Annotated in this window: 14 protein-coding genes; 8 read left to right on the top strand and 6 right to left on the bottom strand. The window is 65.6% G+C overall.

The genetic code is table 11. The features are described from left to right. The first annotated feature begins 184 nt into the window (after window positions 1–184). From dnaK to dapB, 7 genes are all read left to right on the top strand, one after another. Window positions 185–2,080, top strand: coding sequence for a molecular chaperone DnaK (gene dnaK, locus VRZ08_RS11385; RefSeq protein WP_107342570.1), 1,896 nt, complete (start codon window positions 185–187; stop codon window positions 2,078–2,080). Window positions 2,081–2,296: 216 nt separating this feature from the next. After that, window positions 2,297–3,436, top strand: coding sequence for a molecular chaperone DnaJ (gene dnaJ / locus VRZ08_RS11380; protein WP_011155902.1), 1,140 nt, complete (start codon window positions 2,297–2,299; stop codon window positions 3,434–3,436). A 93-nt stretch (window positions 3,437–3,529) separates the two neighbouring features. Continuing rightward, complete coding sequence (locus VRZ08_RS11375; protein WP_107342571.1) at window positions 3,530–4,135, top strand: class I SAM-dependent methyltransferase; 606 nt, start codon at window positions 3,530–3,532, stop codon at window positions 4,133–4,135. A 106-nt stretch (window positions 4,136–4,241) separates the two neighbouring features. Next, a complete protein-coding gene (locus VRZ08_RS11370; protein ID WP_414532600.1) occupies window positions 4,242–4,823 on the top strand; it encodes an NADPH-dependent FMN reductase in 582 nt (193 codons plus the stop codon). Window positions 4,824–4,830: 7 nt separating this feature from the next. Beyond that, window positions 4,831–5,544 (top strand): orotidine-5'-phosphate decarboxylase, encoded by a 714-nt coding sequence (pyrF, locus tag VRZ08_RS11365; RefSeq protein ID WP_414532599.1) that lies wholly within the window; start codon window positions 4,831–4,833, stop codon window positions 5,542–5,544. Window positions 5,545–5,568: 24 nt separating this feature from the next. Then, window positions 5,569–5,877, top strand: a complete 309-nt coding sequence (locus VRZ08_RS11360) for a DUF1330 domain-containing protein (protein ID WP_107353916.1) — start codon at window positions 5,569–5,571, stop codon at window positions 5,875–5,877. 94 nt (window positions 5,878–5,971) lie between these two features. Further along, the gene (dapB, locus tag VRZ08_RS11355; protein WP_107342575.1) at window positions 5,972–6,787 is read left to right on the top strand and encodes a 4-hydroxy-tetrahydrodipicolinate reductase; all 816 of its coding nucleotides are present in this window, start codon (window positions 5,972–5,974) and stop codon (window positions 6,785–6,787) included. 81 nt (window positions 6,788–6,868) lie between these two features. On the opposite strand, the gene gpmI is transcribed toward dapB, so the two are convergent. The 3 genes from gpmI to VRZ08_RS11340 form a co-directional block, all read right to left on the bottom strand. Then, window positions 6,869–8,383 (bottom strand): 2,3-bisphosphoglycerate-independent phosphoglycerate mutase, encoded by a 1,515-nt coding sequence (gpmI, locus tag VRZ08_RS11350; protein ID WP_414532598.1) that lies wholly within the window; start codon window positions 8,381–8,383, stop codon window positions 6,869–6,871. A 91-nt stretch (window positions 8,384–8,474) separates the two neighbouring features. After that, entirely contained in the window at window positions 8,475–9,371 is an 897-nt protein-coding gene (locus tag VRZ08_RS11345; RefSeq protein WP_414532667.1) for a methylated-DNA--[protein]-cysteine S-methyltransferase, read from the bottom strand. A gap of 50 nt (window positions 9,372–9,421) precedes the next feature. After that, on the bottom strand, window positions 9,422–9,937 hold the full coding sequence (locus VRZ08_RS11340; protein WP_263990260.1) for a DUF2244 domain-containing protein: 516 nt from the start codon (window positions 9,935–9,937) through the stop codon (window positions 9,422–9,424). A 22-nt stretch (window positions 9,938–9,959) separates the two neighbouring features. Here VRZ08_RS11340 and nth point away from each other — a divergent pair, with 22 nt between their 5' ends. Continuing rightward, window positions 9,960–10,745: an endonuclease III gene (gene nth, locus VRZ08_RS11335; RefSeq protein WP_414532597.1), complete on the top strand. Its 786-nt coding sequence runs from the start codon at window positions 9,960–9,962 to the stop codon at window positions 10,743–10,745. 129 nt (window positions 10,746–10,874) lie between these two features. Here the strand turns inward: nth and VRZ08_RS11330 are convergent, their stop codons facing one another. The 3 genes from VRZ08_RS11330 to VRZ08_RS11320 form a co-directional block, all read right to left on the bottom strand. Further along, window positions 10,875–12,440, bottom strand: coding sequence for a S10 family peptidase (locus VRZ08_RS11330; protein WP_414532596.1), 1,566 nt, complete (start codon window positions 12,438–12,440; stop codon window positions 10,875–10,877). Between the two features lie 128 nt (window positions 12,441–12,568). Further along, window positions 12,569–13,534, bottom strand: coding sequence for an alpha/beta fold hydrolase BchO (bchO, locus tag VRZ08_RS11325; protein WP_414532595.1), 966 nt, complete (start codon window positions 13,532–13,534; stop codon window positions 12,569–12,571). A 551-nt stretch (window positions 13,535–14,085) separates the two neighbouring features. After that, a complete protein-coding gene (locus tag VRZ08_RS11320) occupies window positions 14,086–14,829 on the bottom strand; it encodes a sulfate transporter family protein (RefSeq protein WP_107353921.1) in 744 nt (247 codons plus the stop codon). Window positions 14,830–14,853: the final 24 nt, after the last annotated feature.

Here is a 14,853-nt window from a genome sequence, read left to right as displayed (position 1 = left end):
AACGATTCGTAAAGCCCATGTTTTCGTGATCGAAACGCCGCCACGGTCCTTGCGGACCCGACCCCCCCTCCTATATCAGGCTCACCGCCGCCAAATCGCGAGCAAGTGAATTTTCTTAGGGGGTTTGGACCGGTGCGCCGTCAGGGCCCGTCCAACTCGCCGCAAAAAGAAGGATGTGAACACCATGGGAAAGGTCATTGGTATCGACCTCGGCACCACGAATTCGTGCGTTGCCGTAATGGATGGTAAGTCTGCCAAAGTCATCGAGAACGCCGAGGGTATGCGCACGACCCCGTCGATCGTCGCGATCACCGACGACGGCGAGCGTCTGGTCGGCCAGCCGGCGAAGCGTCAGGCGGTCACCAATCCCGAGCGCACCTTCTTCGCAGTCAAGCGCCTGATCGGCCGCCGCTACGACGACCCGATGGTCGAGAAGGACAAGGGTCTCGTCCCCTACAAGATCGTCAAGGCTTCCAACGGCGACGCCTGGGTCGAAGCCGACGGCAAGACCTATTCGCCCTCGCAGGTCTCGGCCTTCATTCTGCAGAAGATGAAGGAGACCGCGGAAGCGCATCTCGGCCAGAAAGTCGATCAGGCCGTCATCACCGTTCCGGCGTACTTCAACGACGCCCAGCGCCAGGCCACCAAGGACGCCGGCAAGATCGCCGGTCTCGAAGTGCTGCGCATCATCAACGAGCCGACCGCGGCCGCGCTGGCCTACGGTCTCGACAAAGCCAAGACCGGCACCATCGCGGTGTACGACCTCGGCGGCGGCACCTTCGACGTCTCGATCCTGGAGATCGGCGACGGCGTGTTCGAGGTGAAGTCGACCAACGGCGACACTTTCCTCGGCGGTGAAGACTTCGACATGCGTCTGGTCAACTACCTCGCCGACGAATTCCAGAAGGAGCAGGGCATCGACCTGCGCAAGGACAAGCTTGCGCTGCAGCGCCTGAAGGAAGCCGCCGAAAAGGCCAAGATCGAGCTGTCGTCGACGACGCAGACCGAGATCAACCTGCCGTTCATCACTGCGGACCAGTCCGGTCCGAAGCATCTGACCATGAAGCTGACCCGCGCCAAGTTCGAAGCGCTGGTCGACGATCTGGTGCAGAAGACCATCGAGCCGTGCCGCAAGGCGCTGAAGGATGCCGGCCTCACCGCCGGTGAGATCAGCGAAGTGGTGCTGGTCGGCGGCATGACCCGCATGCCGAAGGTCCAGGAAGTGGTGAAGCAGCTGTTCGGCAAGGAGCCGCACAAGGGCGTCAACCCGGACGAAGTCGTGGCGATCGGCGCGGCGATCCAGGCCGGCGTGCTGCAGGGCGACGTCAAGGACGTGCTGCTGCTCGACGTCACCCCGCTGTCGCTGGGCATCGAGACGCTGGGTGGCGTGTTCACCCGCATCATCGATCGCAACACCACGATCCCGACCAAGAAGAGCCAGGTGTTCTCGACCGCCGAAGACAATCAGAACGCGGTCACCATCCGGGTCTTCCAGGGTGAGCGCGAGATGGCGGCCGACAACAAGATGCTTGGCCAGTTCGATCTGATGGGCATTCCGCCGGCACCGCGCGGCATGCCGCAGATCGAAGTGACGTTCGACATCGACGCCAACGGTATCGTCAACGTCTCGGCCAAGGACAAGGCGACCGGCAAGGAGCAGCAGATCCGCATCCAGGCTTCTGGCGGTCTGTCCGACTCCGAGATCGACAAGATGGTCAAGGACGCCGAAGCCAACGCGGCCGAAGACAAGAAGCGCCGCGAAGCGGTCGACGCCAAGAACCACGCCGACGCGCTGGTGCACTCCACCGAGAAGGCGCTGGCCGAGCATGGTTCGAAGATCGACGAAGGCGAGCGCCGCAGCATCGAAGACGCGCTGAGCGATCTACGCGAAGCGCTGAAGGGCGACGACGCCGAGGCGATCAAGACCAAGAGCAATACGCTGGCGCAGGCTTCGATGAAGCTCGGCGAAGCGATGTACAAGCAGGCCGAAGCCGGCGGCGCCGCGCAGCAGGCCGGTAAGGACGACGTGGTCGACGCCGAGTTCACCGAAGTCGACGACGACAAGAAGAAGTCGGCGTAAGTCACCTCCGACGGAGACTACGCGACGTGGACCATGCCCCCATCTGAGGAACGCCATCCGCGGTCATCAGGTGGGGGTTGTCTTGTAAGGCGTATCGATCCCGTTTCGGGATTGGGCGCCGGCCGTGGCGGACCCTCCCTCGGAACGGTTCTTTCACCGGCATGAAAGCTGCACGCACCCGGAGCCAAACGGGTCGAATTCCAGCAGGTTTGACGGATGTCCACTACCAAGCGTTGCTACTACGAAACCCTCGAAGTCGAGCGCAACGCCGACGATTCGACGCTGAAGAGCGCCTTCCGCAAGCTCGCGATGAAATGGCACCCGGACCGCAATCCGGGCGACCCGCAGTGCGAGATCAAGTTCAAAGAGATCAACGAAGCCTACGAAGTCCTCAAGGATGGCGATAAGCGCGCCGCCTATGACCGCTACGGCCACGCCGCGTTCGAGCAGGGCGGCTTCGGCGGCGGCGCCGGGTTCGGCGCGGGTTTCGCGTCGTCGTTCTCCGACATCTTCGAAGATCTGTTCGGCATGGCGGCGCAGCGCGGCCGCGGCACCGGCCGCGAGCGTGGCGCCGACCTGCGCTACAACATGGAAATCACCCTGGAGGACGCCTTCAAAGGGAAGACCGCGCAGATCGAAATTCCGGTCTCGGTCACCTGCGAAGCGTGCTCCGGCACCGGTGCCAAGGCCGGCACCAAGCCGAAGACCTGTTCGACCTGCGGCGGCGCCGGCCGCGTCCGTCAGGCCCAGGGCTTCTTTACGCTGGAGCGCACCTGCCCGAGCTGCCAGGGCCGCGGCCAGACCATCGAAGACCCCTGCCCGTCCTGCACCGGCTCCGGCCGCGTCACCAAGGAGCGGACGCTGTCGGTCAACATTCCGCAGGGCGTCGAAGACGGCACCCGGATCCGGCTGGCCGGTGAAGGCGAAGCCGGTCTGCGCGGCGGACCGCCCGGCGACCTCTATATTTTCCTCTCGCTGGCCAACCACGCCATCTTCCAGCGCGACGGCGCCGACCTGCATTGCCGCGTGCCGATCTCGATGGTGACGGCGGCGCTCGGCGGCGAATTCGAAGTGCCGACGATCGATCGCGGTAAGACCAAGGTCAAAGTGCCGTCGGGCACGCAGACAGGCCGCCGATTCCGCATCGCCGGCAAGGGCATGCCAGTGCTGCGCTCGCGGCAGGTCGGCGACATGTATGTCCAGGTGGTCGTCGAAACGCCACAGAACCTCACCAAGAAGCAGCAGGAACTGCTGGCGGAGTTCGAAAAATTGTCCTCCGGCGAAACCCAGCCCGAGGCCGTGGGTTTCTTCTCGAAGGTCAAAGAATTCTTTGGCTCCCGCGCTAGCGCTCCCTGACGGTCGTCTAACTTGACCGGCCTGGGTGTGGCCTATACTTGTTGATGTAACAAAAATTTGACACTGGGCCGCGTTTTCCCGGTTGGTAGCTGAATGGCTTTGCAGTCGTCCGTTCGCGCGTTCAAGAAGCCGCCCCGTCCGCTTGTCGACGAGGTTCGCTTTCTGCGCTCCTGGATTGAGAAGCCGTTGCACATGGGCGCGGTGATGCCGTCGGGCAAGCTGCTCGCCCGGACCATGGCGCGTTACGTTGACATCCAATCCGATGGGCCGGTCGTCGAACTTGGGCCTGGGACCGGCGCGATTACCAGCGCGCTGGTGGAGCATGGCGTCGACCAGAAACGTCTGGTCTTGCTCGAATTTGATCCCGGGTTCTGCGCCTTGCTGCGCGAGCGCTTTCCGCTCGCCAAAGTCGTGCAGGGCGATGCTTACCGGCTGCGCGACTCGCTGTGGGACGCGCTCGAGGTCCCGGCAACTGCGGTCGTGTCCGGTCTGCCGCTGGTGACCAAGCCGATGCTGACGCGGATGAAACTGATCCGCGATGCGTTCACGCTGCTCGAACCCGGCGCGCCGTTCGTGCAATTCACCTATTCGGTGGCCCCTCCGATCCCGAAGTCGCTGCCCGGCGTGTCGACCGAGGGCTCCGAGCGGATCTGGATGAACGTCCCACCCGCCCGTGTCTGGGTTTACCGCAAGCGCTGACGCGCCGCCGGTTCAAGCACCGACTTCTCTGCTTTGCTGACAGCACTTGGTTCGCGATCACCCCGCCCGCCCTTGATCGCGGCGGCGCGCTGGGGGATACCGGGCCATGTCCGCGGTCAAGATCCTGATCATTCCCGGTTCGCTGCGCACCGGCTCGCACAATGTGCGGCTGGCGGCCGCTGCCGCGCATGAATTCGCCCGGGCCGATATCGACACCACCTGGCTGTCGCTCGCCGACTACCCGCTGCCGATCTACGACGCCGACTTCGAGGCGAAATCCGGGGTGCCGAAGAACGCCGTCGGCCTGAAGCGAATGATCGGTGCGCACCATGGCGTGCTGATCGTCAGTCCAGAATACAATTCGGCGCCGCCGCCGCTGCTCAAGAACGCGATCGACTGGGTGTCGCGGGTCGAGGATCCGCATGAGACCCAGGGGCAGGTGTTTCGCGACCGCGCCTTTGCGCTCGCCGCAGCCTCCGAAGGCAAGCTCGGTGGTGCGCGCTGCCTCGCCGCGCTGCGGCTGATCCTGTCCGGCTGCAGGGCGCCCGTGATTCCCAATCAGCTCACGCTGTCGTTCGCCCACGAGGCTTATGACGACAACGACCGGCTCAAGCATCCGGCCGACGTCGCCGCCCTGCAGGCGATGGTGAGGCAACTGATCGATTTCGCCCAGCAGATGATGAGGTAACGAGCTCATGGCGCCAGCCGACACCCCCGACCGCGACCGGCTGATCGTCGCGCTCGATCTGCCCGATATTCGTGTCGCGGAAGCGATGGTCGACCGGCTCGGCGACAGCGTCGGCTTCTACAAGATCGGATATCAGCTCGCTTATGCCGGAGGATTGCCGCTGGCCCGCGCGCTGGTCGGCGCCGGCAAGAAAGTGTTCGTCGACCTCAAGCTGCACGACATCGGCAACACCGTTGCGCGCGGCGTCGAAAGTCTGAGCCATCTCGGCGCATCCTTCCTCACCGTCCATGCCTATCCGCAGACCATGAAGGCGGCGGTCGAAGCCCGCGGCTCCTCCAAGGTGAAGATCCTCGCCGTCACCGTGCTGACCTCGTACGACGACCGCGATCTGGCGGACGCCGGCTATCGGTTCGGCGTGCGAGATCTCGTCGAAGCCCGTGCCCGCCAGGCGCAGGCGATTGGCGTCGACGGCCTGGTTTGTTCACCGGAAGAAGCCGCGCATCTGCGCGGCATCGTCGGTCCCGAGATGGATCTGGTAACGCCGGGCATTCGCCCCGCAGGTGCCGCGGCCGGCGATCAGAAGCGGATCATGACGCCTGCCAAGGCGATCGCTGCCGGCGCCAGCTATCTGGTGGTCGGCCGGCCGGTGCTGGACGCGCCAGATCCCAAGGCCGCTGCGGATGCGATCGTCGCCGAGATCACCGCCGCACGCGGATTATAACAAACAACAAGGGAGAGCTTTGAGATGCCCAAAGGCTATTGGGTGGCGCGGATCGACGTGCACGATCTCGACAGCTACAAGCGTGATTATGTGGCCCATAATGGCGCGGTGTTCGCAAAATACGGCGCCAAGTTTCTGGTGCGCGGCGGCAGCTTCGAGGCTAACGAAGGGCCGGCGCGATCGCGCAACGTGGTGATCGAATTCAAGGACTACGAGACCGCGCTCGCCTGCTACCACTCGCCGGAGTATCAGGCGCTGATCAAGGCGCGGTCGCCGTTCTCACAGGGCGAACTGGTGATCATCGAGGGTTATGACGGGCCGCAGCCGTCCTGACGTCGAGACGAAACGCCACCGCCCCAGCTTTCGGTAAGTTGCCGGACGCGGGGCCGGCGGTTATACCGCGGCATTGAACAAGGATGCTCAGCCGATGTCCGATATGCGCCTGATCGTTGCCGGAGCCGGTGGCCGCATGGGCCGGGCGCTGACCCGCGCCATTAGCGAGACCGAGGGTGTGGTGCTGACGGGCGCTCTGGAGTCGCCGAATTCCGAGCTGCTCGGCAAGGATGCCGGCACCCTCGCCGGCCTGTCCGCCAACGGCGTGCTGCTGTCGGCCGACCTGTGGTCGCTGTCGGCGAATGCCGATGGCATCGTCGATTTCACCGTGCCGCAGGCCACCATCGCGAATGTGGCGATCGCGGCGCAGCGCGGCATCGCCCACATCATCGGCACCACTGGGCTGTCGGCCTCCGACAATGCGGTGATCCAAAGCGTCACCAACCGCGCCGTGGTGGTGAAGTCCGGCAATATGAGTCTCGGCGTCAATCTGCTGGCCGCGATCGCCAAGCGCGTGGCGCAGTCGCTCGACGACAGCTTCGACATCGAGATCGTCGAGATGCATCACCGCGCCAAGGTCGATGCGCCGTCCGGCACGGCGCTGCTGCTTGGCGAAGCGGTGGCGGCCGGCCGCAAGATCGACCTGGCTACTCACTCCGCACGCGGCCGCGACGGCCTCACCGGCGCCCGCAAGCCCGGCGATATCGGCTTTGCGTCGCTGCGGGGCGGCACCGTCACCGGCGATCACACCGTGATCTTCGCCGGCGCCTCGGAGCGGATCGAACTCACCCACAAGGCTGAAGATCGCATGATCTTCGCCCATGGTGCGCTGACCGCGGCACGCTGGGCCAAAGACAAGAAGCCCGGCCTGTATTCGATGGCCGATGTGCTCGGCCTCGGCGACATCTGAAGTCCGCGTCGATTCGTTGAGCGTTATGACTGAGGCGGGCCGTTCGGCCCGCCCTTGCAGCGCTTCAGTGCTCGATCAATCCTAACCGATCAGCGATTTGCCGGTCATCTCCGCCGGCTGCGGCAATTCCATCAGCTTCAGCAGGGTCGGGGCGAGGTCGGAGAGCTGGCCGTCGCTCAGCGGGCCGTTGTCGCCGACCAGCAGCACCGGGACCGGATTGGTGGTGTGCGCGGTGTGCGGGCCGCCGGTTTCCGGATCGCGCATCATTTCGCAATTGCCGTGGTCGGCCGTGACCAGCAGCGCACCGCCGGCCTTGCGGATCGCCGCGACGATATGGCCGAGCTGGGTGTCGACGGTCTCGACCGCCTTGATCGCCGCCGGCAGGCTGCCGGTGTGGCCGACCATGTCCGGATTGGCGAAGTTGAGGACGATCAGGTCGTACTTGCCGGACTCGATCGCCGCGACGGCCTTGTCGCCGAGCTCCGGCGCCGACATTTCCGGCTGCAGATCGTAGGTCGCGACCTTCGGCGACGGCACCATGATGCGATCTTCGCCCGGATAAGGCACTTCCTCGCCGCCATTCAGGAAGTAAGTGACGTGCGGATATTTCTCGGTCTCCGCCATCCGGAGCTGATGCAGGCCGGCGTCGGCGACGACCTGGCCGAGGCCGTTCACCAGGCTTTGCGGCGGGAAGATCGTGCCCATCAGCGCATCGAGCGCGGTCGAGTACTGCGTCATGCCGACGGCGGCCGCAATCTTCTTCACCTGCTTGCGCGGGAAGCCGGCGAACGCAGGGTCGAGAAAGGCGGCGAGGATCTCGCGCACCCGGTCGGCGCGGAAGTTGAAGCACAGCACGCCGTCGCCGTCGCGCATGCCCTGATAATCGCCGACGACGGCCGGCACGATGAACTCGTCGTTCACCCCGGCCGCATAGCCGTCGGCGATCACCGCACCCGCGTCTGCAAACCGCGGCCCGTCAGCATCGGCGATCACTCCATAGGCCTTCGACACGCGCTCCCAGCGGTTGTCGCGGTCCATCGCGTAATAGCGGCCGCTGACGGTGGCGATCGGCACATTCGGCGGCAGATCGGCGCGCAGCCGGGCGATGTCGTCGACCGCGGACTTCGGCGGCGTATCGCGGCCGTCGGTGAAGGCATGGAGCACCGTCGGCACGCCGGCCTTGGTCAGGATCCGGGCCAGCGCGCAGGCGTGGTCCTGGTGCGAGTGTACGCCGCCGGGCGACACCAGGCCCATCAGATGACAGGTGCCGCCGCTGGCGCGCAATTTTTCGATGAACCTCACCAGACCCGGCGCCCGCTCGATCTCGCCGCTGGCGATGGCGTCGCTGATCCGCGGCAGATCCTGCATCACCACGCGGCCGGCACCGATGTTGAGATGGCCGACCTCGGAATTGCCCATCTGGCCGTTCGGCAGTCCGACCGATTTGCCGGAGGTGCGCAGAAACGCATGCGGGCCGTTGGTCCAGAGCGCGTCGAAGGTCGGCGTCTTGGCCTGCAGCACGGCGTTGTCCGCCGGGTCCTCGCGCCACCCCCAGCCATCGAGAATCACAAGCATCACGGGGCGGCGGGACTGCATGGCAACAACTTTCCTGGATGTGGGGGGCGCCTCAGCGCCCCTCACACCTATGGTCGCGACCCGCCCCCGTCAATCGGGTTAGGCCTGCAGCTCAATCGGCCTTGAGTTGCCCGGCTTCCCAGCCGATCATCGCCTGCTTGCGGGTCAGGCCCCAGTGATAGCCGGTGAGCGCGCCGCCTTTGCCGAGCGCGCGATGGCAAGGCACCACGAACGAGATCGGGTTCTTGCCGACCGCCGCGCCGACCGCGCGCGAGGCTTTCGGCAGGCTGATCTTGGCGGCAATGTCCGAGTAGCAAACCGCCTTGCCGAGCGGGATCTTCAGCAGCGTTTCCCACACCCGCACCTCGAAGTCTGTGCCGATCAGCACCACCCGCAGCGGCTGCTCGGCGCGCCACTGTGCTGGATCGAAGATCCGCTCCGCCAGCGGCGCGGTCGCCTCCTGGTCCGGCACGCTGAGCGCGCGCGGCCAGCGCTGTTGCAGATCGAGCAGCGCCGCCTGCTCCTCGCCGGGATCGGCGAAGGCAAGACCGGCAAGGCCGCGATCCGACGCGATGATCACCGCCGTGCCGAACGGCGACGGATGGAATCCGTAGCGCAGGCTGAGCCCGGCGCCGCCGCTCTTCCATTCGCCCGGCGACATCGCCTCGTGGGTCACAAACAGATCGTGCAGCCGGCCGGGGCCAGACAGACCGGACGCCAAGGCGGCGTCGAGGACGCTGGCAGAATCGCGCAGCAGCGACTTGGCATGGTCGAGCGTCAGCGCCTGCATGAATGCCTTCGGCGTCAGCCCGGCCCAACGCCGGAACAGATGGTGCAGCTCGTCGGGCGTCAGCCCGGCGGCCTCGGCGATCGCCTCGATGGTGGGCTGCGCCTTCCATTTCTGCGAGATGAAGGCGATGGCGCGCCGCACGCAGTCGTAATCGGCCAGCGCGGAATTGCGGGCACCGGGTTTGATCAGCTGGTGGTCGGCAAGGGCGAGGTTCATCATACCGCCGATGTTACCCGCCGCGGCGCGCGCCGCCACCCGATTTCCTGGTCTCAGGCCGGGTACAGCGGACCACGCCGGGCGGCGTCGAGCGCGGCCATCAACGCTTTGGCGAAGTTCGCTTTTTCCTCCGCGCCAAGGAAGCTGGCGATCGCCAGCCGCCGGCCGGACGAGACCAGATACAGCCGCTCGACGCCGGCCTCGTGGTGGACGATTTTTTCCAGCCGCACCCAAAGCGGGTTCAGCACCCATTCGGCGACTTCGCCGCGCGCCGAGGTGCGGCGGACCCGCAATTCGCTGCAGGTCATCGAGATTTCCTCGCTAGCCCGGGCGCGCGCGAAGCTCACCTTGAAGGCGAAAGCGAGCGCCAGCACATCCAGCCCGAAGAAGCCGAACACCGGCCAAGCGCCCATCAACCAGAACGCCAGCCCGGCGGCGAAGCTGGCGGTGCCGACCAGCCCAATCAAAATCAGAAATCCGTTGTGACTCAAGGCGCGATGCGGCTTCAGCTGCGCCGAAAACAGTTTCGGCTCTCTCGAATCCGGACCAAGATCGGGTTCTGTCGCCATAGCGGAATATTATACCTCACCCATGCCGAAAACCACCCGCCGCCCCGCCAAGCCCGCTGCCAAGCCGCCTGCGACGCCCCCTGCCAAACCCGCCAAGCGCATCGCAACCGCAAAGCCGAAATCGGCGTCAGCCAAGCCTGCGATGTCTCGCCGCGGCAAGTCTCCGGTGCGCTGGAGTGCAGCCGAAGTGCACGAGGCGTTCAGCCGCTTTGCAAAGGCCAACCCGGAGCCGAAGGGCGAACTTGAGCATCTCAATCCGTTCACGCTGCTGGTCGCGGTCGTCCTCTCGGCGCAGGCGACCGACGCCGGCGTCAACAAGGCGACGCGGCCGCTATTCGCGGTCGCCGACACGCCGCAGAAGATGCTGGCGCTCGGTGAGGAGCGGTTGCGCGAGTACATCAAGACCATTGGGCTTTTTCGCACCAAGGCGAAGAACGTGATTGCGCTGTCGCAAAAGCTGATCACCGACTTTGGCGGTGAGGTGCCGAATACGCGCGAGGAGCTGGAGACGCTGCCCGGCGCCGGCCGCAAGACCGCCAACGTGGTGCTGAACATGGCGTTCGGTCAGCCGACGATGGCGGTCGATACCCATGTGTTCCGGGTTGGCAATCGCACCGGCATGGCGCCAGGCGAAACGCCGCTTGCGGTGGAGCTTGAACTGGAGCGGGTGATCCCGGCCGAATTCATGCAGCACGCCCATCATTGGCTGATCCTGCACGGCCGCTACACCTGCCTCGCCCGCAAGCCGCGCTGCGAGGTCTGCCTGATCAACGATCTGTGCCGCTGGCCCGAGAAGACGGTGAGTTAGTTCGGGTTGTCCTGCGTCCGAAGCCCGTCCGTCATTGCGAGCGAAGCGAAGCAATCCAGAGCCCGCGGCGCGGGACCTGGATTGCTTCGTCGCTTTGCTCCTCGCAATGACGAGGAGGCCGACGTCAAACTACTTCATCATCGCTTTCACTTCGTCGTGCAGCGATTGCCGTGCGGCGTCGTCGGCGTAGAACATGTGGCCGCCGGGATAGACGACGAACTTGACGCGCTTCTCGGCCAGCGTCGGCGGCAACTGATCGAGCACCATTTGGGTGCCGAAATACGGCGCGGCGAGATCGAACAGGCCACCGGTCACCAGCACCTGCAGGCTCGGGTCGACGCTGAGGATCTCGCGGAGCTGGGTAGTCGATTCCAGCGGCTGCCGGCCGCGGCCGAAATCCCATTGTTCGGCGACCGAGCCATTCAGCAGTTCGTACGAGCCGTCCGGCTTCCAGTTAAGCGTCGAGCGGGTCAGCTGCACGGCCGCGCTGGTGAGCGGTGCGATCAGCGAATCTGCCGACGGATCGCCGAAATGCGAGCCGCTGGAATCCGGGAACGGATCGAGCCCGAGTTTGGCCCCGTCGAACCGTCCGGTGACCCGGCCGCGATCGCGGTCGAACTCACGCTGGAATTCGCGCGTGTCGAACCGTCCGGCCAATCGCCGGCTCACCGTCTTGTCGATTCCCGTCAGTGCAGAAACGCGGTCGGCGAGCCGCGTGGTCGCTTCCTTGTCGGCTTCGCCTTTGACCAGGTCAGTAAGGAATTCGCTGCGCGCGTAGCTCTCGACATCGGCGAGGTCGGCGCGGGTCACCTTGCCTTTCTGCTGCCGCGCCACCGCGGTCATCGACGGCAGCCGCGCCGCATATTGCAGCAGGCTGGAGCCGGATAGGTCGCGGAAGTCGAGCACCGGCGATACCAGGATCAGACCGTTGACGCCGACGCCCTGCTTAGTCTGCAGATTGTCCACCACCTTCGGTCCGCGAATGCCGCCGTAGCTTTCGCCGGCCAGATACTTCGGCGAAGCGAGCCGGTCGTTCTTCTCCAGCCAACGCCGGATCACCACCGCCATCGCCGAGATATCGCCCTCGACCGCATAGAAATGCTTGCGCACCTCGTCGCCGCTAGCGACGAAACGGCTATAGCCGGTGCCGACCGGATCGATGAACACCAGATCGGTGAAGTCGAGCCAGGTCTCCGCATTGGCCTGCAGCACCGGCGGCGATGACGCCACCACGCTGCTGCCGATCGGCAGCCGCCACGGTCCGGCGGCGCCGAGCTGCAGCCAAGCCGAGGATGCGCCGGGGCCGCCGTTGAACAGGAACGTCACCGGCCGGTTGCGCGGGTCGGCGCCGTCGAGCTTGTAGGTGGTGACGGCGATATCGGCCTGCGGCTCTCCCTTGCCGTTGTACAGCCGGATCGAGCCGGCGGTGGCGGTGAACGCCAGAGTGCGCCCCGGCAACGCAATACTGTGCTTGGTGGTGACGTCCGGCGGCAGGCTGTTGAGTTCGGCGCGGGCCGGCGACGCCTCGGCTTTGCTTGCGACCGTGTCGGTCTGCTCCGCAGCTGATTTCGCCCGATCGGCGTGCGGTGCTGCGGGCCGCGCCTCTTGGGCGATGGCGTTCGAATGCAGCTGCGGCAGCGCCAGCGCTGCGATCAACATTGAGGCGGTCACGGCGGACCGGGGCGACAGCGGCATCGACATCTCCTTCGGCAACGCCGCAGCGTCACCGCAGCGTTGGGCATGGGGCTTGAAATCGTCGGGACCGACTCTGAGCGCAGGACTGCGTCAGTTTGGCGACGCTGCGGCCGGTGCGGCCGCCAGCGTCATTCCGCCGCGGCGAGCGCCGACGGCAGCGCGCCGAGCTCGCGGGCGAATTCCACCATCAGGCCGGCCACGTCCTGCGGACGTTCTTCGTGCGCGAGGTGGCCGAGGCCCGGCATGATCACGCTGCGGGCGCCGGGGACCATCGCTTGCACCCGCTCGGCATCCGTCGACGCGATCGTCTTGTCGTTGTTGCCGGCGACCAGCAACAGGCGCGGCGTCAGCTGCGGCAGCTCCGCGGCGAGGCGCTCCAACCGCCAGCTCGCCATCATGGTCAGTGCCGCCGCAACGTGACCCGGGCTGCACACCAGTCCGCGATACAGCTCGATGCCGTCCGGCTCAAGCGACGAGCCGGTGTCGCCGATCATCCGCTCCACCATGCCCTTCGTGCGCGCGAACCGCGCCACCAGCCGCGGCACCATCGCGCTGCCCGCCAGCACTCTGGCGAGCGGCAACATCCAGCGCCCGGTGCGTCCACCGATCGGCAGCAGCGCGCCGTTGAGGCTGACGAGCCCGGACGGCACAATCAGACCGGCGAGGCACATCCGCGCCAGCACCGCGACGCCGGCCGAATGTCCAGCCACCAGCGCCGGACGTTGCCCCAGCGCGCCTAGAAGTGCGGCAATGTCCGCGGCCATCGCATCAAGCGACATCCGTCCGCGCTCCGGCGTCTCGGTGAAGCCATGACCCGGAAGGTCCGGTGCGATCACCGTGAAGTGCGCGGCGAGGAGCGGTGCCAGATCGCGCCATGAATGCGTCGCCGCGCCGGTGCCGTGGAGCAGTAGCAACGTCGGCCCGCGCCCCATCTGCTGCACGTGCCAACGCAGCCCGGCGGCTTCGACGAAGCGGCTGCGGTCGCGGTGAGGCCAATCGCCGCCGTCACGCTGCCAATCAGGCTTTGGATGATGCCGTCGTGAGGGCCTCGGCGACGAGGTCTGCAGAGTGTCGCGCGCGGGATGAAGGACCAAAGCTGATCGCCTCCATGGCGCCGGAAGCAAACTGGCGCACACGGACAAACGCAGTCCCGCCGCAGAGTTCCTGCAGCGAATCGATTTTGCGCCTCACAATTGCAGAATGGTAATTAGTGCGGAAAAACAGAGAGTGTCGATGGGAATGCAACTAACAGCTCGGAGTGAACCCTGCGCGAGGTTGACATCGCTTCGTCAAGTTAGCCCGACACCAGGCACAGCTCATCATCTCTCTGCGTCGTGTTAGCTTGACGCTGAGTGTCAGCTCCGACCGACACATCATCGATTATATCAAGCGGCGATCTCTTTTGTGCATCCGGCCGACGCAAACCACCTGATACTTCATCGCAACTTGGAACGATCGCAAGATCCTCCAGGTTCAAGTTCGAAGCGGTGCCCATGCCCGCCAGGAGTGCTCAGCGATGAAGATGTCTCACCTTGCCAATTTCCTGATGATGATCGTCGGTGGGGCCGTGCAGGAGTTGTCGTCCGCGGTTCGCCGCAAGCTTCGCGGCGTGGCGCGCACCGACTAACGTTCCGCGCGGCTCCTCTTACTGCAGCATGCTGCGCCGGTCCGGCGCCAGAACTTCGGGCCGCGATCCCGACAGCCGCTTGTGCAGATGCACCATGAAGGCCATGCCGAACAACGGCGTCGCCAGGTTGACGATCGGGATCGACACGAAGGCGGCGATGATCAGGCCGCCGATGAACACCGTGGTGGCGTTGTCGCGCCGCATCGCCTTGGCTTCAGGCGCTGGGCGGAAACGCATTGCGGCGAGCTCGAAATATTCACGGCCGAGCAGCCAGGCGGTGGCGACGAAGAACACGATCGCGCCGGCGCCGGCGACGAACAGGAACGGCAGCGCCACCAGATACACCAGGATGGTCAGCAGCGCGGTCTTCACCGTTTCCCAGGTGGCGAGCCCGATCGGCAGCGCGACGCCCGGCGCTTCGTGCGGATAGTATTCGCGCTCGACGTGCTCGGCGGCCTCGTCGACGAAAATGCCGGCCACCAGTGAGGTCACCGCCGGCATCAGGAACACCGCGCCGACAACGATGCCGAGCCCCGCCGCGATCGAAACGATCCACGACAAGATGTTCAGCGGGGTGTGGAAGCCACCCAGCGTGGCTTCGGCCCAGATCTCGCTCGAGCTTGCCAGCCAGCTCAGCAGCCGCTGCAATCCGACCGCCGCGACCGCGATCAACGCCAGCGCGAAGCCGACCGAGCGCCACAGGATCGAGCGCATCGGCGGCGACAAAATCTGGGTCAGCGCCTTGATGGCGGCGTCGAGCATGGCGGCGTCCTCGTCCCGGAAAAA

This window comes from Rhodopseudomonas sp. G2_2311, from assembly GCF_047501505.1.
GTDB lineage: Bacteria > Pseudomonadota > Alphaproteobacteria > Rhizobiales > Xanthobacteraceae > Rhodopseudomonas > Rhodopseudomonas palustris_H.
This window is presented reverse-complemented; position numbering and strand designations above follow the sequence as displayed.